Source organism: Streptomyces sp. NBC_01571, assembly GCF_026339875.1.
Lineage (GTDB): Bacteria > Actinomycetota > Actinomycetes > Streptomycetales > Streptomycetaceae > Streptomyces.
In genome coordinates, this window is record NZ_JAPEPZ010000001.1 from 6,272,740 (window position 1) to 6,291,624 (window position 18,885).

The 18,885-nt window shown below is 72.4% G+C and carries 19 protein-coding genes and 1 riboswitch; of the genes, 10 read left to right on the plus strand and 9 right to left on the minus strand.

Translation table 11 applies throughout. The features are described from left to right. Position 1: 1 nt before the first annotated feature. On the minus strand, positions 2-841 hold the full coding sequence (locus tag OHB41_RS28380) for a DMT family protein (RefSeq protein ID WP_266706195.1): 840 nt from the start codon (positions 839-841) through the stop codon (positions 2-4). Between the two features lie 133 nt (positions 842-974). Between OHB41_RS28380 and OHB41_RS28385 the strand changes: the two genes are divergently transcribed. After that, positions 975-1,331: a hypothetical protein gene (locus OHB41_RS28385; protein ID WP_266700943.1), complete on the plus strand. Its 357-nt coding sequence runs from the start codon at positions 975-977 to the stop codon at positions 1,329-1,331. A gap of 58 nt (positions 1,332-1,389) precedes the next feature. Further along, a complete protein-coding gene (locus tag OHB41_RS28390) occupies positions 1,390-2,574 on the plus strand; it encodes a glutathionylspermidine synthase family protein (protein WP_266700944.1) in 1,185 nt (394 codons plus the stop codon). A 12-nt stretch (positions 2,575-2,586) separates the two neighbouring features. Here OHB41_RS28390 and rocD read toward each other — a convergent pair whose 3' ends face one another. Beyond that, on the minus strand, positions 2,587-3,792 hold the full coding sequence (rocD, locus tag OHB41_RS28395; protein ID WP_266700945.1) for an ornithine--oxo-acid transaminase: 1,206 nt from the start codon (positions 3,790-3,792) through the stop codon (positions 2,587-2,589). 123 nt (positions 3,793-3,915) lie between these two features. Continuing rightward, positions 3,916-4,003: riboswitch (ZMP/ZTP riboswitch) on the plus strand. Between the two features lie 31 nt (positions 4,004-4,034). Here rocD and OHB41_RS28400 point away from each other — a divergent pair. Further along, the gene (locus tag OHB41_RS28400) at positions 4,035-5,480 is read left to right on the plus strand and encodes a glycine hydroxymethyltransferase (protein ID WP_266700946.1); all 1,446 of its coding nucleotides are present in this window, start codon (positions 4,035-4,037) and stop codon (positions 5,478-5,480) included. 28 nt (positions 5,481-5,508) lie between these two features. On the opposite strand, the gene OHB41_RS28405 is transcribed toward OHB41_RS28400, so the two are convergent. From OHB41_RS28405 to OHB41_RS28420, 4 genes are all read right to left on the minus strand, one after another. Continuing rightward, positions 5,509-6,084 carry a hypothetical protein gene (locus OHB41_RS28405; protein WP_266700947.1) on the minus strand — a complete coding sequence of 192 codons (576 nt, stop codon included), beginning with the start codon at positions 6,082-6,084 and terminating at the stop codon, positions 5,509-5,511. A gap of 640 nt (positions 6,085-6,724) precedes the next feature. Beyond that, a complete protein-coding gene (locus tag OHB41_RS28410) occupies positions 6,725-7,453 on the minus strand; it encodes a hypothetical protein (protein ID WP_266700948.1) in 729 nt (242 codons plus the stop codon). 106 nt (positions 7,454-7,559) lie between these two features. After that, entirely contained in the window at positions 7,560-8,462 is a 903-nt protein-coding gene (locus OHB41_RS28415) for a hypothetical protein (RefSeq protein ID WP_266700949.1), read from the minus strand. After that, positions 8,455-9,069: an RNA polymerase sigma factor gene (locus OHB41_RS28420; RefSeq protein WP_266700950.1), complete on the minus strand. Its 615-nt coding sequence runs from the start codon at positions 9,067-9,069 to the stop codon at positions 8,455-8,457. The genes OHB41_RS28415 and OHB41_RS28420 overlap by 8 nt, the downstream gene beginning before the upstream one ends. Before the next feature lie 117 nt (positions 9,070-9,186). Between OHB41_RS28420 and trpS the strand changes: the two genes are divergently transcribed. Both trpS and OHB41_RS28430 read left to right on the plus strand, forming a co-directional pair. Then, a complete protein-coding gene (trpS, locus tag OHB41_RS28425) occupies positions 9,187-10,200 on the plus strand; it encodes a tryptophan--tRNA ligase (protein WP_266700951.1) in 1,014 nt (337 codons plus the stop codon). A 158-nt stretch (positions 10,201-10,358) separates the two neighbouring features. Then, positions 10,359-10,940: a 2'-5' RNA ligase family protein gene (locus tag OHB41_RS28430; RefSeq protein ID WP_266700952.1), complete on the plus strand. Its 582-nt coding sequence runs from the start codon at positions 10,359-10,361 to the stop codon at positions 10,938-10,940. A gap of 17 nt (positions 10,941-10,957) precedes the next feature. Here the strand turns inward: OHB41_RS28430 and dprE2 are convergent, their stop codons facing one another. Further along, positions 10,958-11,713, minus strand: a complete 756-nt coding sequence (gene dprE2 / locus OHB41_RS28435) for a decaprenylphospho-beta-D-erythro-pentofuranosid-2-ulose 2-reductase (RefSeq protein ID WP_266700953.1) — start codon at positions 11,711-11,713, stop codon at positions 10,958-10,960. 1 nt (position 11,714) lies between these two features. Continuing rightward, positions 11,715-13,232, minus strand: coding sequence for a decaprenylphosphoryl-beta-D-ribose oxidase (gene dprE1 / locus OHB41_RS28440; RefSeq protein WP_266700954.1), 1,518 nt, complete (start codon positions 13,230-13,232; stop codon positions 11,715-11,717). A gap of 142 nt (positions 13,233-13,374) precedes the next feature. On the opposite strand from dprE1, the gene OHB41_RS28445 reads away from it, so the two are divergent. The 3 genes from OHB41_RS28445 to OHB41_RS28455 all read left to right on the plus strand — a co-directional run bounded on the left by OHB41_RS28445 (position 13,375) and on the right by OHB41_RS28455 (position 15,956). After that, on the plus strand, positions 13,375-13,881 hold the full coding sequence (locus OHB41_RS28445; protein ID WP_266700955.1) for a phosphatase PAP2 family protein: 507 nt from the start codon (positions 13,375-13,377) through the stop codon (positions 13,879-13,881). After that, positions 13,874-14,815, plus strand: coding sequence for a decaprenyl-phosphate phosphoribosyltransferase (locus tag OHB41_RS28450; protein WP_266700956.1), 942 nt, complete (start codon positions 13,874-13,876; stop codon positions 14,813-14,815). The genes OHB41_RS28445 and OHB41_RS28450 overlap by 8 nt, the downstream gene beginning before the upstream one ends. A gap of 169 nt (positions 14,816-14,984) precedes the next feature. Then, positions 14,985-15,956: a YihY/virulence factor BrkB family protein gene (locus OHB41_RS28455; RefSeq protein WP_266700957.1), complete on the plus strand. Its 972-nt coding sequence runs from the start codon at positions 14,985-14,987 to the stop codon at positions 15,954-15,956. Here OHB41_RS28455 and OHB41_RS28460 read toward each other — a convergent pair. Beyond that, positions 15,910-17,187, minus strand: a complete 1,278-nt coding sequence (locus OHB41_RS28460; RefSeq protein ID WP_266700958.1) for a D-alanyl-D-alanine carboxypeptidase family protein — start codon at positions 17,185-17,187, stop codon at positions 15,910-15,912. The two genes, OHB41_RS28455 and OHB41_RS28460, sit on opposite strands and share 47 nt — an antisense overlap. 91 nt (positions 17,188-17,278) lie before the next feature. Between OHB41_RS28460 and OHB41_RS28465 the strand changes: the two genes are divergently transcribed. Together OHB41_RS28465 and OHB41_RS28470 are read left to right on the plus strand one after the other, a co-directional pair. Beyond that, complete coding sequence (locus tag OHB41_RS28465) at positions 17,279-17,521, plus strand: SCO4848 family membrane protein (protein ID WP_261994617.1); 243 nt, start codon at positions 17,279-17,281, stop codon at positions 17,519-17,521. Positions 17,522-17,539: 18 nt separating this feature from the next. Further along, entirely contained in the window at positions 17,540-18,877 is a 1,338-nt protein-coding gene (locus OHB41_RS28470; RefSeq protein ID WP_266700959.1) for a metallophosphoesterase, read from the plus strand. The last annotated feature ends 8 nt before the right edge of the window (positions 18,878-18,885 follow it).

Here is an 18,885-nt window from a genome sequence, read left to right on the forward strand (position 1 = left end):
GTCAGGCCTCCTCCACCGGGGCCTCCCCGAACCGCGCCAGGGCCAGCGCCCCCGCCACCGCCACCAGGAACCCGAGCACGGCCAGCCACTCCAGCCCCTCCCGCGTACGGTCCCCCAGCCAGACCACCCCCACCAGGGCCGGCCCGATGGTCTCGCCGATCACCAGGCCCGCGGTCGCCGTCGTCACCGAGCCGCGCTGCAGTGCCGTGGTCAGGAGCAGGAACGCGGCACCTCCCCCGACCAGCAGCGCGTACACCGCCGGATTGCGCACCAGCGTTCCGGGTGCGAGGTCGTCGATCAGCCGCACGGACACCTCGACCACCCCGAACCCGAACCCCGCCCCCAGCCCGAGCACCAGCGCCCGCCCGCGCCCCGACAGCCGGCCACCCACCAGCCCCAGCAGCAGCACCAGTACCGCGGTCCCCAGCATCGCGTACTTCAACGTCATCGAGCCCCCCCGGTCCCCCTCGGCCCCGGACGCCAGCCCGAGCATCCCCAGCCCCGCGCACACCACTCCCACCGCGGCCCACTCCGTCCCGCTGAGCCGCACCCGCAGCAGCCGCGCCGCCACCACCGCGGTCACCGCGAGGCTCGACGCCAGCGCGGCCCCCACCGCGTAGATGGGAAGCGACCGCAGCGCCGCGATCTGGAACACGAACCCGAGCCCGTCCAGCGCCAGACCCGCGAGATACCGCCACTGCCGCAGGGCCCGCAGCAGCAACGCCGCGTCCCCGCCCGGGCCGCCGGTGCCGGACCGGGTGCCGGCCGCCGTCCGTGCGGCGATCGCCTGCAGCACCGTCGCCGTACCGAAACAGACCGCGGCACCAAGTGCGCACAACATTCCAAAGAGCACGAAGTGACTTTAGGGGAACCCGAATCGGAGGGGGCCACCGCGTACCGGCCCCGACCGGTCTCTAATCTGAACGTCGGCGCCGAGCCGGACGAAATCGATCTGGACCAACGGGGGAGAGAACATGGCGGACACACGACGGCGACTGCGCTCCGGCACGGTCGTGCTCGGCGGCATGGGACTGCTCGCGGCGACTCTCACCGCCTGCTCCTCGGACCCCGACAAGCGCTGCGTCGACCGCGACAGCTACCAGGCGCTCAAGGGCTACAAGGTCGTCGCGGACAAGAACTGCACCTCCACCAAGTCCTCCGCCCACGGCACCTGGTACTACGGCGGCAAGAAGAAGAGCAGTTGGGTCGACGGCGGCTCGTTCACCAAGCCGGGCAAGGGATCCGGTTCCTCCGGCGGCAGCCACGGCCACGGCGTGGACCGCGGCGGCATCGGCGGGGGCAAGGGCGGAAAGGGCGGCTCCGGCGGCTGAGTGCCCCGACGCCACCGACCCCCGCACCGCCCCAGCACCCGATCGGACACATGACACCGTGCAACGCCGTCCCCTCGAACCCCGCGCCGACTGGCAGCAGACCGTCGAGCGGCAGGGCCTCGTCTACCCGCTGACCCGCTACCCGGACGACTCCCTGCGCCCCTATTGGGACGAGAGCGCGTACTACGCCTTCTCGCTCCCCGAGATCGAGGCGCTGGAGGACACCGTCGCGGAACTCCACCGCATGTGCCTCGCGGCGGCCGGGCACATCGTCGAGGAGAACCGCTTCGCCGACCTCGGCATCACCGACCCGAAGGTCGCCCGCGCGGTCGCCGAGGCCTGGCACCGCCGCGCCGAACTCCCGTCCGTCTACGGCCGCTTCGACCTGCGCTACGACGGTACGGGCCCCGCCAGGCTGCTGGAGTACAACGCCGACACCCCGACCTCGCTCGTCGAGGCCGCGAGCCCCCAGTGGTTCTGGATGGAGGACCGTTTCCCCGGCGCCGACCAGTGGAACTCCCTGCACGAACGCCTCGTCGCCGCCTGGCGGAAGCAGGCCGCTCTCCTTCCGCCGGGCAGCCCCCTCTACTTCGCGCACTCCGCGGAGGACGAGCTCGGCGAGGACCTGATGACCGTCGCCTATCTGAAGGAGACCGCCGAACAGGCGGGCCTCGACACCGACTGGATATCGGTCGAGGAGATCGGCTGGGACCCCCTGTCCGGCCGCTTCGTCGACAACCGGCTCGGCTTCATCCGCAGCTGCTTCAAGCTGTACCCCTGGGAATGGCTCACCACCGACCGCTTCGCCGACCACGTCCTGGACACCCTCGACAACGGCGGCGGTACGGGCTCGACGATGTGGATCGAGCCCGCCTGGAAGATGCTCCTCAGCAACAAGGCGCTCCTGGCGATCCTCTGGGAGCTGTACCCGGGCCACCCCAACCTTCTGGCCGCCCACCTCGACGGCCCGCGGGAGCTGGCCGCGACCACGGGGTACGTCGCCAAGCCCCTGCTGGGCCGCGAGGGCGCCGGCGTCACCGTCCACGAACCCGGCGCGGACCCCGTCCTGCGGGACGAACCCTGCTGCTACCAGGAACTCGCCCCGCTGCCCTCCTTCGACGGCAACCGTGTCGTACTCGGCGCCTGGGTGGTGGAGGACGAACCGGCGGGACTCGGTATCCGCGAGTCGACAGGCCTGATCACCGACGAGTACGCCCGCTTCCTGCCCCACGTGATCGTCTGACCGGGACAGCCCTCAGACACCCAGCACGCCACGCAGCTGCGCCAGCCCCCAGTCCAGGTCCTCCTCGCCGATCACCAGCGGCGGGGCGATCCGGATCGTCGGACCGTGGGTGTCCTTGACCAGGACGCCCCGGTCCATCAGCTGCTCGGAGACCTCGCGGCCCGTCCCGAACGCCGGGGCGATGTCCACGCCCGCCCACAGCCCGCGCCCGCGGACCCCGGTCACCCGGCCCGTGCCGGCCAGCAGCCCCAGCTCCCGGTGCAGACGGGTCCCGAGCTCCGCCGCCCGCCCCTGGTACTCGCCCGTCCGCAGCATCGCGATCACCTCCAGGGCCACCGCACAGGCCAGCGGATTCCCGCCGAACGTGGACCCGTGCTCACCGGGCCGGAACACGCCGAGCACCTCACCGCTCGACACCACCGCCGACACGGGCACGACCCCGCCACCGAGCGCCTTGCCGAGCACGTACATGTCCGGCACCACCCCCTCGTGCTCGCACGCGAAGGTCTTCCCGGTCCGGCCCAGACCCGACTGGATCTCGTCCGCGACGAACAGCACGTTCCGTTCCCGTGTCAGGGCCCGTACCTCGGCGAGATAGCCGGCCGGCGGCACCACCACCCCCGCCTCGCCCTGGATCGGTTCCAGCAGCACGGCGACCGTCTCGTCGGTGAGCGCCGCCCGCAGCGCGCCCGCATCCCCGTACGGCACGATGTCGAAGCCCGGCGTGAACGGACCGAAGTCCGCCCGCGCCTCCCGGTCCGTGGAGAAGCCGACGATGGTCGTCGTACGGCCGTGGAAGTTGTCGGCCGCCACCACGATCCTCGCCCGGCCGTCGGGAACGCCCTTGACGCGGTACCCCCACTTCCGGGCCGTTTTCAGGGCCGTCTCCACCGCCTCCGCGCCCGTGTTCATCGGCAGCACCATCTCCATGCCGCACAGCTCCGCCAGCTCCGCGCAGAAGGCGGCGAACCGGTCGTGGTGGAACGCCCGGGACGTCAGCGTCACCCGCTCCAGCTGCGCCTTGGCCGCGTCGATCAGCCGCCGGTGGCCGTGCCCGAAGTTCAGCGCCGAGTAGCCGGCCAGCAGATCGAGATAGCGCCGGCCCTCGACGTCCGTCATCCAGGCGCCGTCCGCCGTCGCCACGACGACCGGCAGCGGACGGTAGGTGGGCGCGGCGTGCGCGTCGGCCTCGGCGATGAGGCGTTCGGTGAGGGTCACGGAGTCTCCGTCTCCTGCGGCACGAGGGCCTTTCTCCCATCGTCGCTCTCCCGGGGCGCCGGCGGCGAGCGCTCGCCCGGCGACGTCGCGTGGCCCAAGATCCGCCGTGCCCGGTAGGCTGACCGGCGGGGCCGTGACTGGCGCGCTGGGATGGGACCGACCATCGGGGAGCGGCTCCGTGAACTGTGTGCCGTGCGCCTGGGCCGACCCGTGAACGCCGAACGCCACGTCCGGAGGCCGTCATGTCCGAGCCCCTGTCCACCGAGTCCACCGCCTTCCGCAGCGCCCTCGACGTGATCCGGGCGGTGGAGCCCCGCGTCGCGGACGCCATCGGCCAGGAGGTCGCCGACCAGCGCGCCATGCTCAAGCTGATCGCGTCCGAGAACTACGCGTCCCCGGCAACCCTGCTGGCCATGGGCAACTGGTTCAGCGACAAGTACGCCGAGGGCACCGTCGGCCGCCGCTTCTACGCCGGCTGCCGCAACGTCGACACCGTCGAGGCCCTCGCCGCCGAGCACGCCCGCGAACTCTTCGGCGCCGAGCACGCCTACGTCCAGCCGCACTCCGGTATCGACGCCAACCTCGTCGCCTTCTGGGCCGTCCTCGCCGCCCGCGTCGAGGCCCCGGCCCTCGCCAAGGCCGGCGTCCGCAACGTCAACGACCTCTCCGAGGCCGACTGGGCCGAACTGCGCCAGGCCTTCGGCAACCAGCGCATGCTCGGCATGTCCCTGGACGCCGGCGGTCACCTCACCCACGGTTTCCGCCCGAACATCTCCGGCAAGATGTTCGACCAGCGCTCCTACGGCACCGACCCCGCCACCGGCCTCATCGACTACGAGGCCCTGCGCGTCTCCGCCCGCGAGTTCAAGCCGATGATCATCGTCGCCGGGTACTCCGCCTACCCCCGCCTGGTGAACTTCCGGATCATGCGGGAGATCGCCGACGAGGTCGGCGCGACGCTGATGGTCGACATGGCGCACTTCGCCGGTCTCGTCGCCGGCAAGGTCCTCACCGGCGACTTCGACCCGATCCCGCACGCCCAGATCGTCACCACCACCACCCACAAGTCGCTGCGCGGCCCGCGCGGTGGCATGGTCCTGTGCGACGAGTCCCTCGCCGAGCAGGTCGACCGCGGCTGCCCGATGGTCCTCGGCGGCCCGCTCCCGCACGTCATGGCCGCCAAGGCCGTCGCACTCGCCGAGGCCCGCCGCCCCGAGTTCCGCGACTACGCCCAGGCCGTCGTCGACAACGCCCGCGCCCTCGCCGAGGGGCTGATGCGCCGCGGCGCCACGCTGGTCACCGGCGGCACCGACAACCACCTGAACCTGATCGACGTCGCCTCCTCCTACGGCCTCACCGGCCGCCAGGCCGAGTCCGCGCTGCTCGACTCGGGCATTGTCACCAACCGCAACGCCATCCCCGCCGACCCCAACGGCGCCTGGTACACCTCGGGCATCCGCATCGGTACGCCCGCCCTGACCACCCGTGGTCTGGGCACGGCCGAGATGGACGAGATCGCCGGCCTGATCGACCGCGTCCTCACCGTCGCCGAGCCCGGCACCACCGCCAAGGGCAGCCCGTCCAAGGCCCAGCACGTCCTGGACCCGAAGATCTCCGACGAGATCTCCCACCGCGCCACCGATCTGCTGGCTCCCTTCCCGCTCTACCCGGAGATCGACCTCGGCTGATCCTCGGCGGCGTCAGGCCCAGCCGGCGCTACAGGTCGATCAGCTCCTGTCGTGGTTCACGCGGCGGTCCGGCAGCGTCACGCCGGGCCGCCGCGCGGCGTATCAGACGGGTGCCGCCCGCACCGACGAGCAGGCCCACCGCCAGTCCGGTCACCGCCCACTTCGCGCACACGGCCGGACCGGCGCGCCGCGCCGCCGCGGGCACCGCCGGGGTCCCCGGGCCGAACGGGCCCCCGTGCTCCACCAGCCGGTCGAACACCGAGCGCGCCGCCCGGTGCCAGCGGATGTCGTCGTCCGCCACGTCCGGCGAGGGATCCGACCGCACCCAGGGAGTGCCGTCCGGCGCGAGGAACACCTGGTCCTCACGCTCGATGGCGACGTCTCCGCCGGGTGCCCGGCTCGTCTGCGGCCACCCCCCGACGCCCGTCATTCCCCAGATGACGGTGGCGCGCACCGGCGGATAGTCACCTGCCGCCCAAGCGTCGGGCACTCTCTCCGTTCCCGTGAAGCGGGGCGACAGCAGGCGCCAGAGCCGGGCGAAATCGCGGTCCCCGGAGTGCACGAGAGTGGTGTGTCCGGTGCCTCCGGCGACGACCAGGGCCATGTCCGGGGTATCGGCCCGCGCGGCCACCGCGGCGGGAGCGGAGGCCCGGGCCCCTTGAGCGCCGAGCGCCGCCAGCGCCAGCGATACCAGGAGCGGCAGCCACCATCGCGTACGCCCGCCCTGCCACGTCGTCCGGCCTGATGGCCACCGCCCGGTCCGGCCAATGCGCCGCCACGCCGTCCAGCCTGATGGCCGCCACCCGGTCCGGCCCGATCGCCGCCACCCCGTCCGGCCAATGCGCCGCCACGCTGCCCCCTGGTCCCGGCACGCTGTCGCCTCGCTCCGGCACGTCTCGCCCTCGCCCCGGCGTTCCGTCCCCCCGTCCCGACCCCGTATCCCTTCGGTCCGGTGCTCCGTCCTCTCGCCCCGGCATCCCGTCCCGTCCTTCCGACGCCCCGTCCCCCTGTCCCGAAGCCCCGCTCGAAGCACACACCCGTGCATCCGTCCCCCTGGGCTCCCCGTACGCAGGACCCGCCGCTTCATCCGTTCCCCCCGACACTCGTACGCCCGAACCGCCCCCTCATCCCTTCCCGGCCCCGCGCCCATCCGTGCGCCCGTCCGCCGGTCCAGGTACTTCACCCACGGTCTTCGCCCGATGGGACGCCTTCCGCCGCCTCGCCCCGCGTCCGGCCGGCGGCTTTCACAGGTCGCGCAGCTCCTGCCGGGGGCTCGTCGCACGCTGCCCTCGGCGCCTGAGCAGGAAGCCGGGACCGGAGGGGACCAGGGGGCGCAGCAGCAGGGCCACGGCGGCCCCGCCCACCGCGCCCGGTATCGCCCACCACCAACCGGTGCCGTGATCCGTCCCGGACGCGACCGTGCCGCGGGGACGCTCGGCGGGCGTGGCCGCGGGTGCGGCGGACGGCTCATCCGTGGGCAGCGGCAGGGAGGCCGGAGGGATCGCGCCCGCTCCCGCGCCCGAGGACGCGCCCATCACCCCGAGCTTCTTCAACAGGGCCCGCAGGCGCGCCGGCTGCTCCGCCCTGTGCCAGTAGCCGTTCATCGACCGCGGCACCTCGGTCGCTGTGTGGATCCAGGCCTCCTTGCTGCCCGGAACGTTCGGAAAGACGCGGTCGACGCGCCAGGGCGAGACGTCATGGACGGGCCACGTGACATTGATCTGACGGCCGCTGCCCACGGTGAGGCCCGGCGGCGCCTTCCGCGCACCCGCGCCCGGGTCGCCCAGCAGCCGCGCCAACTCCCCGTACTCCTCGTCCGCGTGGTATAGCCCGGCGGTCTCCGCGCTCTCCGGGCAGACCACCAGCACACTCGTCGGGCCGCCGGCCACGGCGGACGGCGCACCCAGCAGCACGGCCGCGAGGGCCACCCCCAACGCCCCCACCACCGCGAGCAGTTCACGAATCCCGCGCATCCGAGCCCCCCCCACCTGCCGGTCGATCGGCGCGCGGACCGCCCGCACGCCGTGTGTCACTTCTGGTACACCGCTCGACCCGCGGGGGTTCCCCTTCTCCGCCCGCCTACTTCCGCCGTTCCAGCGACTGCGCGATCTCCGTCGCGCGCGTCTTCGACGCCACCCCCTCCAGGCGGAGGGTCACCTCGCCCCCGCGCATCCACAGCAGCGTGGGACCCGCGGTCCGCTCCGAGCGTGTGAAGCGGTCGCCGGACGCGCCGATCAGCCAGAAGCTGAGCAGATGCGGCCGGGGGAACCACAACGCCGGATCACCCGGGCCGGCGTCCCCGCTCCCACTCCCGTCCCCGCTCCCGCCGCCCAGCAACACCCACTCCGGCGGCTCCCGCACCGTCTTGGCGAAGCCGATGTCGAGGCCGGCCGGATACTCGTCCAGCCGGATCGTGTGTCCGTGCTCGCGCCAGCAGAAAGTCATCAGGGACCGCACCTTCGGCTCCCGCGTCACCGTCACCGCGTCCGGCATCCCGAGGGCGTCCGGCACGAGCGGATTGAACCCCGCCCGCCGGCCCGCCTCGGCCAGGGTGAGCGACGGACCGCACCCCGGCACCTCGGCGCCCGGCGACGGCACCGCCGAAGGGTCGTACCGCACCTCGACCCCGCCGAAGCCGAACCAGTCGACGACCGCGGCGCGCACCGGAGGCGTGAGCACGAGCACCGTCAGCAGACCGCACAGGCCCGCGGCCAGCACGCGCCCCCTTAGCCGCACCCAGCGACGCACCGCGCGGACACGCTCACCGGGCCCCGGCCGGACGGCCACCGGGACCGGGATCCGCTCGGCGAGTATCCGCTCCAGCACGCGCTCGGCCATCGAGGCGTCCCCGGCCCCGCCCGGCCCGTCCAGCGACCGCCCGAGCGCGCGCAACTCCTCCGCGAGGCGCGGGGCACCCTCGCGAGCCGCTCGCTCCCGGTCGCCGGAGGGCCCCGAGCCCTGTTCCCCGTGCGGCTCAGTCATGCGCGTCACCCCCTTCCCGGGGCTCGCCCGGCTCGAAGCCCGGCAGCAGTCGGCCGAGCTTGCGCAGGGCGCGGTTCAGGCGGGATTTCACGGTGCCACGGGGCCAGCCCAGGGCCTCGGCCGTCTCCGGTTCGTCCATCTCCAGGAGATAGCGGTAGGTCACGACGAGCCGGTGCTCCTCGCTCAGCTGATCGAGGGCCGCCAGCAGGGCCGCCCGCCGCTCCGCCCCGAGTGCGGCCGCCGCCGGGTCCACCGACTCCGGTATCAGCGGGTCCGCTTCGGTGAACGCCGCCTCGCGGCCGGCCAGCGTCCGCTGCCGCGCCGCCGTGCGCACTGTGTTCCTCGTCTCATTGGCGACGATCGAGAGCAGCCACGGCTTGAACGCCGCGCCGTCCCGGAAGCGCCCCAGCGCGCAGTACGCCTTGAGGAAGGCCTGCTGCACCACGTCCTCCGCGTCCGCAGCCGCTCCGAGCGCCCGGGCCGCCCTGATCGCGATGCCCGTGTGGGCGCGGACCAGCTCCGCGTACGCCTCCGGCTCCCCGGCGCGTACGCGTGCGATCACCACGGCCTCGTCGACGACGATGCGGCCCCCCTCCCGCGTCCTCACACTCTTGCTACACCGCCGGGGGCCGATCGGTTCCCACCCGTGTCCCTCCGTTTCCCCGTGTCCCTCTCTTTCGCGCCAGTTCCGGACCGGGCGCCGACACCTGAGAGAATGGTGGGCATGGCCTCTGATCGTCCCCGCGTGCTCTCCGGAATCCAGCCCACGGCAGGCTCGTTCCACCTCGGCAACTACCTCGGCGCCGTGCGCCAGTGGGTGGCCCTGCAGGAGTCCCACGACGCGTTCTACATGGTCGTCGACCTGCACGCGATCACCGTTCCGCAGGATCCGGCGGACCTGCGCGCCAACACCCGGCTCGCCACCGCCCAGCTGCTGGCCGCGGGTCTCGACCCGGAGCGCTGCACGCTCTTCGTCCAGAGTCATGTCCCCGAGCACGCCCAGCTGGCCTGGATCATGAACTGCCTCACCGGATTCGGCGAGGCGTCCCGCATGACCCAGTTCAAGGACAAGTCCGCCAAGCAGGGGTCCGACCGTGCCTCAGTCGGCCTCTTCACGTATCCGATCCTGCAGGTCGCGGACATTCTGCTGTACCAGGCCAACGAGGTCCCGGTGGGTGAGGACCAGCGCCAGCACATCGAGCTGACCCGCGATCTCGCCGAGCGCTTCAACGGCCGGTTCGGCGAGACCTTCACGGTCCCGAAGCCGTACATCCTCAAGGAGACGGCGAAGATCTTCGATCTTCAGGACCCGTCGATCAAGATGAGCAAGTCGGCCTCCACGCCCAAGGGCCTCATCAACCTCCTCGACGACCCGAAGGCGACGGCCAAGAAGGTCAGGAGCGCGGTCACCGACACGGACACCGTCATCAGGTACGACACCGAGCTCAAGCCCGGTGTCAGCAACCTGCTGACCATCTACTCGACCCTCACCGCGACCGGTGTCGCGGAACTGGAGGAGAAGTACGCCGGCAAGGGCTACGGTGCGCTGAAGACGGACCTCGCCGAGGTCATGGTCGATTTCGTGTCGCCGTTCCGGGAGCGCACCCAGCAGTATCTGGACGACCCGGAGACGCTGGACTCGATCCTGGCCAAGGGGGCCGAGAAGGCCCGCGCCGTGGCCGGGGAGACGCTCGCCCAGGCGTACGACCGGGTGGGTTTCCTGCCCGCCAAGCACTGAGAGCGCCCGCGCGACACCGTTCGACAGTCCGTACGAGACGAGAGCAACACCGGTACGACGGCCGGTATCGGGCCGTATCGCCGTACAGTCGATAGCCGAACCGGCAGTCGTTCCTGGGCGCGGGAACACCGGACATCGACACAACGACAGGAGACGACGTGGGGACCGTAACGATCGGAGTGTCGATCGCGGTCCCGGAGCCTCACGGCAGCCTGCTCCAGGAGCGGCGCGCGGGCTTCGGTGACCCCGCGGCTTGTGGCATTCCCACACACGTCACCCTGCTGCCTCCGACGGAGGTGGACGCCTCGGCGCTGCCCGCGATCGAGGCGCACCTCCTGGAGGTCGCGGCCGCCGGGCGCCCCTTCCCGATGCGACTGCGCGGCACGGGCACCTTCCGGCCGCTGTCGCCCGTCGTCTACGTCCGGGTCGTGGAGGGCGCCGAGGCCTGCACCTGGCTGCAGAAGCAGGTCAGGGACGCGTCGGGGCCGGTGGCCCGCGAGCTCCACTTCCCGTACCACCCGCACGTCACCGTGGCGCACGCCATCGACGACGCGGCGATGGACCGGGCCTACGAGGAGCTCGCCGGGTACGAGGCCCAGTGGCCGTGCACCGGGTTCGCCCTCTACGAGCAGGGCACCGACAGCGTCTGGCGCAAGCTGCGCGAGTACGCGTTCGGGGGCGCTGTCGTCCCGCCGCAGGCCTGCGCGCCCGCGGACCAGGACACGACGCTGACGGCCTGAGGGCCGTCCGGGCCCCGTCAGATCGGCAGCCGCCGGAACACCGTCCGCGGTACGTGCCGCAGCGCCGACATCACCAGCCGCAGCGCCCCCGGCACCCACACGGTCTCCGAGCGACGGCGCAGCCCCACCTCGATGGCCGCCGCGACCGCCTCCGGTGTGGTGGACAGGGGGACGTCGTCGAGGCCGGCCGTCATCTTCGTGCGGACGAAGCCGGGGCGTACGACCATCACATGGACGCCGGTGCCGTAGAGCGCGTCGCCCAGGCCCTGGGCGAAGGCGTCCAGGCCCGCCTTGCTGGACCCGTAGATGAAGTTGGAGCGGCGGGCGCGCTCGCCCGCGACCGAGGAGAGCACCACCAGCGAGCCGTGCCCCTGCGTCTGGAGGGATCGCGCGCACACCAGCCCCGCGGACACGGCGCCCGTGTAGTTGGTCTGCGCGATCCGTGCCGCGGCCAGCGGCTCCCGCTCGTCGCGTGCCTGGTCGCCGAGGACCCCGAAGGCGAGCAGCACCATGTCGAGGTCGCCCTCGGCGAAGACCTTGCCGAGCACCGCCTCGTGGGACTCGCAGTCGAGTGCGTCGAAGGCGACGGTACGGACGTCCGCGCCGAGTTCGCGCAGGTGCTCGGCGTCCCGTTCCAGGGCCGCCGACGGCCGTCCCGCGAGCCATACCGTGTGGGTGCGGCGGGCGATCAGACGGCGTGCCGTGGCGAGCGCGATCTCGGACGTGCCGCCGAGGATCAGCAGGGACTGGGGTGCACCGAAGGCGTCCTTCATGTCAGCTCCTAGAGGGTGGGGGCGTGGGGCGACGTGCCGGTTCCGAGTGCCGGGGCGAACGTTGCCTGTCGTGGCACTGGAGTCCGAGCCGACGGGACAGGTCCGAGGTGAACACGCCGCGCGGGTCCAATTCGGCGCGCAGCCGCCGGAACTCGGCCAGCCGTGGGTACATCCGGTCGAGCAGCTCGGGCCGCAGCCGTGCGTCCTTGGCGAGGTAGACGCGCCCGTCCGCCCCGGCCACCTCCTCGTCCAGTTCGTCGAGGAAGGTGCCGAGGCCTGGCAGGTCCGCCGGGATGTCCAGGGCGAGGGTCCAGCCGGGCATCGGGAAGGACAGCCAGCCGGGGTCGGCCGTTCCGAAGCGCTTGAGGACGGCGAGGAAGGAGGGGCAGCCGCGCTCCGAGATACGCCGCACGATCCGGCGCAGGGTCTCCTCCCGGCCGTGTCCGACGACGAACTGGTACTGCACGAAGCCGGCGCGCCCGTAGATCCGGTTCCAGTGCGGCACCCCGTCGAGGGGGTGGAAGAAGGCCGGGATCGTCTGCAGTTGCCCGGTGCGCGCGCGGGGCGCCCTGCGGTACCAGAACTCGTTGAAGAGGCCGACCGTGGTCCGGCCGAGGAGCCCGTCCGGCACGAAGGCGGGCGCGGCCGGAAGCCGGCCGGGACGGAACGCGAGCGGCTGTCTGCGCGCACGGGCGGGCAGGGCGTCGAGCGGCGCGTGCTCGCCCCGCGTCAGCACCGAGCGCCCCGTCGACCGGCCGCGCGCGAGCAGGTCGATCCAGGCGACCGAGTAGCGGTAGCGGTGGTCGGTGGCGGTGAGGCGGGCCATCAGGTCGTCCAGGTCCGTCGCGCGTTCGGTGTCGACGGACATCAGCGAGGTCTCCACCGGCAGGAGCCGGACGGTCGCGGACAGGATGACGCCGGTCAGGCCCATGCCGCCGGTGGTGGCGTCGAAGAGGGGGCTGCCGCGGTCCACGGTCCGGATCCCGCCGTCCGCGGTCAGCAGGTCGAAGGAGAGCACATGGCGGGAGAAGGAGCCCGAGCCGTGGTGGTTCTTGCCGTGGATGTCCGCGCCGATCGCCCCGCCGACCGTCACATGGCGGGTGCCGGGCGTGACCGGTACGAACCAGCCGAGCGGGAGCAGGACCTCCATCAGCCGGTGCAGGCTCACCCCGGCGTCGCACAGCACGGTGCCGCAGGCGGCGTCGATGGTGTGGACGCGGTCCAGGCCCGTCATGTCGAGCACGGCCCCGCCCGCGTTCTGCGCCGCGTCGCCGTACGCGCGGCCGAGCCCCCGTGCGATGCCTCCGCGCGCCCCGCACATCCGGACCGCGGCGGCCGCCTCCGCGTAGCTGCGCGGGCGTACGAGGCGCGCGGCGGTGGGGGCGGTGCGGCCCCATCCCGTGACGGTGACGGTCTCGGTCGTGACGGGGACGGAGACGCGCCGGGGGGCGGGAGGGGGAGCGGAGCCGGTGTCGGATGCGGTGTCTGAGCCGGCGTCGGCGGTGGTGTCGGCGGGCATGACCGTGACGGTATCGCCGAAAAAGGTGCATAACACCCCGCTCTCCCTGGTGCCAACGGCTCCTCACCGAAATGGGTGATTAATGGGATGTCATCACTGATTGCCGTAATTCTGCGGTCACTCTCTAGAAGAGTGAGATCACATGGACGACCTTGACGACATGGACCGCCGGCTGCTGTCGGCATTCCACGCGTGCGGCACGGATCCACGGGTCGCGGCGGTCGCGCGCGCCCTGTCCTGGAGCGGGGAGCACGGCGCGCTGTGGCTGGCGGCCGGACTCACGGGGGCGGCGGTCGACCGGGGGCGGCGCGGTGCGTGGTTGCGCGGCACCGCGCTCACCGGTACCGCTCACCTCGCCAGCATGGGCGTGAAGCGGATCGTTCGCCGTCCGCGCCCCGCGCATCCGGCACCCCTGGTCCGTACGGCCGGGCGTCACTCGTTCCCCAGTTCGCACGCCACCTCGGCGACGGCCGCCGCGGTCGTGTTCGGACGGCTCGGTGTCCGGGCGGTGCCGCCGCTCGCGGCCGTCATGTGCGTCTCACGGCTGGTCGTCGGCGTCCATTACCCCTCCGACGTCGTCGCGGGCGCGGCCCTCGGAGCCCTGACGGCGTGGCTGGGCGTCCGGGGGACGGAGACCGGCCATGGCTGAGCGCACGGTGCTCCTGGAGCACCGCGGCACCCCGCCCGTGCCCGCGCGCACGGGCAGCCTCGCGCTCGGCCTGCTGAAGACCGCCCGTCCCCGTCAATGGGTGAAGAATCTGCTGGTGGCGGCGGCTCCGGCGGCCGCCGGGCAGCTCTTCTCCCGGCACGCGCTGGCCCAACTCACCCTCGTCTTCGTCCTGTTCACGGCCTGCGCCACCGCCGTGTACCTGATCAACGACGCCCGGGACGCCGTCGCCGACCGCGCCCACCCGGTCAAACGCCACCGTCCGGTCGCCGCGGGCCAGGTCCCGGTCCGGGTCGCCTACACCGTCGGGGGTGTCCTCGCCGTCCTCGGCCCCGCCCTCGCCGCCTGGCTGTCCTCCCCGGTCACCGCGGCGCTGCTGACCGCCTACCTCGGCATGCAACTGGCCTACTGCGTCAGCCTCAAGCACGTCCTGGTCGTGGATCTCGTCGTCGTGACGACCGGATTCCTCATGCGGGCGATGATCGGCGGCCTCGCCCTCGGCATCCCGCTCTCGCGCTGGTTCCTGATCACCACGGGTTTCGGCGCGCTGTTCATGGTGTCGGCGAAACGCTACTCCGAGGCCGTCCAGGTGGCCGGGACGGCGGGGGTCACACGCGCGCTGCTCACCGAGTACACCACCGGTTACCTGCGCTTCGTCTGGCAGCTGGCGGCCGGGGTCTCCGTCCTCGGCTACTGCCTGTGGGCCCTGGAGCGCGGCGGCGTGCCCAGCGGCGGTGTGCTGCCCTGGCGCCAGCTGTCGATGGTCGCCTTCATCCTGGCCGTGCTGCGGTACGCCGTCTTCGCCGACCGGGGCACCGCCGGCGAACCCGAGGACGTCGTACTGCGCGACCGGCCGCTCGCCCTGATCGGCCTGGTGTGGCTGGCGATGTACGGGCTCGCGGTCGCCAACTGGTGAGTCGCGCCCAGCGCACGGCGGTCCGCGCCGTAGGCCACCACGTCCTCGCCTTCGCCTCGCGGCGCGCCGACACCGTCCCGGGTGCGGGGAGCGGCACGGTGTTCGCCACTGTTCCGCGATTTTCGGGTACCCGGACATTGGGTCTCCGAGGCGAGGGCAGATTCGGATCATGGACTGGCTGAGAAAGCTCCCGATCGTGGGCCCTTTGGTCACGCGCCTGATGGCCACGCACGCATGGCGGTCGTACGAGCGGCTGGACCGGGTGAAGTGGACACGGCTCGCCGCCGCGATGACCTTCGTCAGTTTCGTGGCGCTCTTCCCGCTGCTGACCGTCGCCGCCGCGGTCGGCGCCGCGACGCTCACCGTCCATCAGCAGAAACAGCTCCAGGACAAGATCGCCGAGCAGGTGCCGGGGATCTCCGACCAGCTGGACATCAACACACTCGTGCAGAACGCGGGCACGATCGGCGTCATCGCGGGCGCCGTCCTGCTGCTCACCGGCATCGGCTGGGTCGGCCAGATGCGGGACTGTCTGCGCGCGGTCTGGGAGCTTCCCGACAGCGAGGAGAACCCCCTGCTGCGCAAGCTCGTGGACGGGGGTGTCCTCGTCGGGCTCGGCGGCGCGGTGCTCGTCACCATCGGTGCCTCCGCCGCCGCCTCCACGACGGTCGGCTGGACGGCCCGGCTGTTCGGCGTCGACGAGAACGGCTGGGGCGGCGGGCTGTTGCAGGCCGCCGCGTTCGGAGTCGCCGTGCTCGCCGACTTCCTGCTGCTCCTGTACCTGCTGACGCTGCTGCCGGGCGTCCAGCCGTCCCGTCGCCGGCTCGTCGTCGCCGCCCTCATCGGCGCCGCGGGCTTCGAACTGCTCAAACTGCTGCTCAGCAGCTATATGAGGGGCATCGCGTCGAAGAGCATGTACGGCGCCTTCGGAGTGCCCGTGGCGCTGCTCCTGTGGATCAACTTCACCGCGAAACTGCTGCTGTTCTGCGCGTCCTGGACGGCGACGGAGCACGAGGAACCGGAGCACGACGACCCGGCGTCCGAGGACCCGGAGCCCGAGACCGGCGCGCCGGGCGGCTCCGGGTCCGAGGAGATCAGCGGCGCCGGCGCATCAGGTCCGGCAGCGGCCACCGGCGGTTGACCAGGAAGGCACTGCCGGCCAGCAGCACCAGGAGGCCGCCGGCGACGGCCAGCGCGATCCCGACCCCGCTCGAGCCGTCCTTGGCCCCCGCGGAGGCGGCCACCGGCGCCGTCGATCCCTTGCCCGTGCCGGACGAGGGGCCGCCCGAGGGGGTCGAGCCCGCCTGCGTACTGGTGCCCGCGCTCCTCGGCGGTACCAGCTCACCCACCGGCGTGACCTTGTCCGCGGCCTTGAAGCCCCAGTCGAGCAGCTGCGCGGCCTCCTTGTAGACCTCGTTGTGCTCGTGCTTCTCCGGGTTCATCACGGTGACCAGCAGAACCTTGCCGTTCCGTTCGGCGACACCGGTGAAGGTCGCCCCCGCGTTGGTGGTGTTGCCGTTCTTCACGCCCGCGATGCCCTGGTACGTGGAGATGTCGCTGTCGCCGGTGAGCAGCCGGTTGGTGTTCTGGATCTCGAAGGACTCACGGCTGGTCTTGCCCTTCTTGTCCTTCTTCGTCTCCCCGGGGAACTTCGCCCGCACCGTCGAGCAGTACTCCCGGAAGTCCTTCTTCTGCAGCCCGGAACGGGCGAACAGCGTCAGGTCGTACGCCGAGGACACCTGGCCCTTCTGGTCGTAGCCGTCGGGGCTGACCACGTGCGTGTCCAGGGCCTGCAGGTCGTCGGCGTGCGTCTGCATGTCCTCGACCGTCCGCGCGACGCCGCCGTTCATCGCGGACAGCACGTGCACGGCGTCGTTGCCCGAGCGCAGGAACACCCCGAGCCACAGGTCGTGCACCGTGTACGTCTCGTCCTCCTTTATCCCCACCAGGCTGGAGCCCTCGCCGATGTCCGCGAGGTCGGTGACGGCGACCTTGTGCCGTTCGGTCCGGGGGAACTTCGGTAGCAGCGTGTCGGCGAAGAGCATCTTCAGGGTGCTCGCCGGGGGCAGCCGCCAGTGCGCGTTGTGCGCGGCCAGGACGGCGCCTGACTCGGCGTCGGTGACGATCCAGGAGCGCGCGGTGACGTCCTTCGGCAGCACGGGGGCGCCGCTGCCCAGGTCGGCCTGGGTCCCGGGCAGGCCGAGCCGCGCGCCGCCCACCGTCGACATGTCCGCCGGGGGAGTGGCGCTCGGCGTCGGCGACGGTGAGGGCTCGTCGGCGGCCAGGACCGGAGCGGCCGTCAGCGAAAGGGACAACAGGGTGGCGGATGTGACCAACAACGATCGCTTGATGGTCTTCTTGATGACGGGCACGGTCGAGAAAGTACAGGGCTCCGGCGGTGAAGTCCTCTCACCCTGCCCACCCCGGCCACGGGTGACGGCGGATGGCGGCGATACTGGACCCATGAAGCTCAGCCGCCCCGTCTCCTGGTTCCTGCTCGCCTTCGGGGTGTGGAGCTGGATCATCTGGATCACTTTCGTCAAGAACCTGTGGAAGGACGGCAGCGGGCTCGCGTTCGACGACGCGGGGGATCCGACGGCGTACTTCTGGGTGCATCTGACGCTCGCCGTAGTCTCCTTTGTCTTGGGGACGGTCGTCGGAGCCATCGGGTTCCGCGGGCTGCGCGCCTTGCGGCAGACGTCATAGCGACGGGGGACACCGGTCGTGGTCATCGTCTTTCTGCTGGTGGGCCTGGCGGCCCTGACCGCGTTCGCGGGCCTGCACCGGTACCTCTGGCGCCGTCTGGTGCGCGACACGACGACCGGTCCGGGGCTCGCGCGCCGCGCGGGCACCGTGGTCTTCGTCGCCGGTCCCGTACTGATGGTCGGCGCGGTCGCCGCGGAGCGCGGGGGCGCGCCCTTCTGGCTCCAGCGGACGCTGGCCTGGCCCGGCTTCCTGTGGATGGCGCTGGCCCTCTACCTGTTGCTCGCGGTGGTGGCGGGGGAGGCCGTACGGCCCCTGGTGGCGCGGCTCGTGTGGCGGCGGACCGCGGACGACGAGCCGGGGGCGCCGCGCGTCGTCGTGGGGGCGGCGACGGGCGTTGCTCCCCGCTCGGCCGCGGAGCCGGACGTCCCGGTCCTCGCGCGGGAAGCCGGTGCCGACACGTCGGCCGCCGCGGCCGGACGGCCCGACGGCCCTTCGCAGGCAGCGGCGGATGCGGACGGCGTCGCGACGGGACCGTCGCGACGGCTCTTCGTCTCACGGACCGTGGGCGGGACCGCCGCCGCCGTCGCCGTGGGAACCGTCGGATACGGCACCTACGGCGTCCTGCGCGGGCCCCGCGTGAAGCGGGTGACCGTACCGCTGGCCAGACTGCCGCGGTCCGCGCACGGCTTCCGGATCGCCGTCGTCAGTGACATCCACCTCGGGCCGGTCCTCGGCCGGGACTTCTGCCGGCGGGTCGTCGACACGATCAACTCGACGCAGCCCGACCTGATCGCGGTGGTCGGGGACCTGGTCGACGGCAGCGTGAAGAACCTGGGACCGGCCGCCGCGCCGCTCGCGGGGCTGCGGGCACGGCACGGCTCGTACTTCGTCACCGGCAACCACGAGTACTACTCGGGCGCCGCGCAGTGGGTCGCGGAAGTACGCGAACTGGGACTGCGCCCCCTGGAGAACGCGCGGACGGAACTGGCCGGGTTCGACCTCGCCGGCGTCAACGACGTGGCGGGCGAGAGCGAGGGACAGGGACCCGACTTCGCGAGGGCGCTGGGCGGCCGGGACACCGCGCGGGCCGTGGTGCTGCTCGCGCACCAGCCGGTCCAGATCCACGACGCCGTACGCCACGGTGTCGACCTCCAGCTCTCCGGGCACACCCACGGCGGCCAGCTCTGGCCCGGGAACTACGTCGCCGAACTCGCCAACCCCACCGTCGCGGGCCTCGAACGGTACGGCGACACGCAGTTGTACGTCTCCCGGGGCGCGGGGGCGTGGGGGCCGCCGACCCGGGTGGGCGCGCCGTCGGACATCACGATCGTGGAACTGGCCTCCCGGCAGGCCTGAGGGCGGCG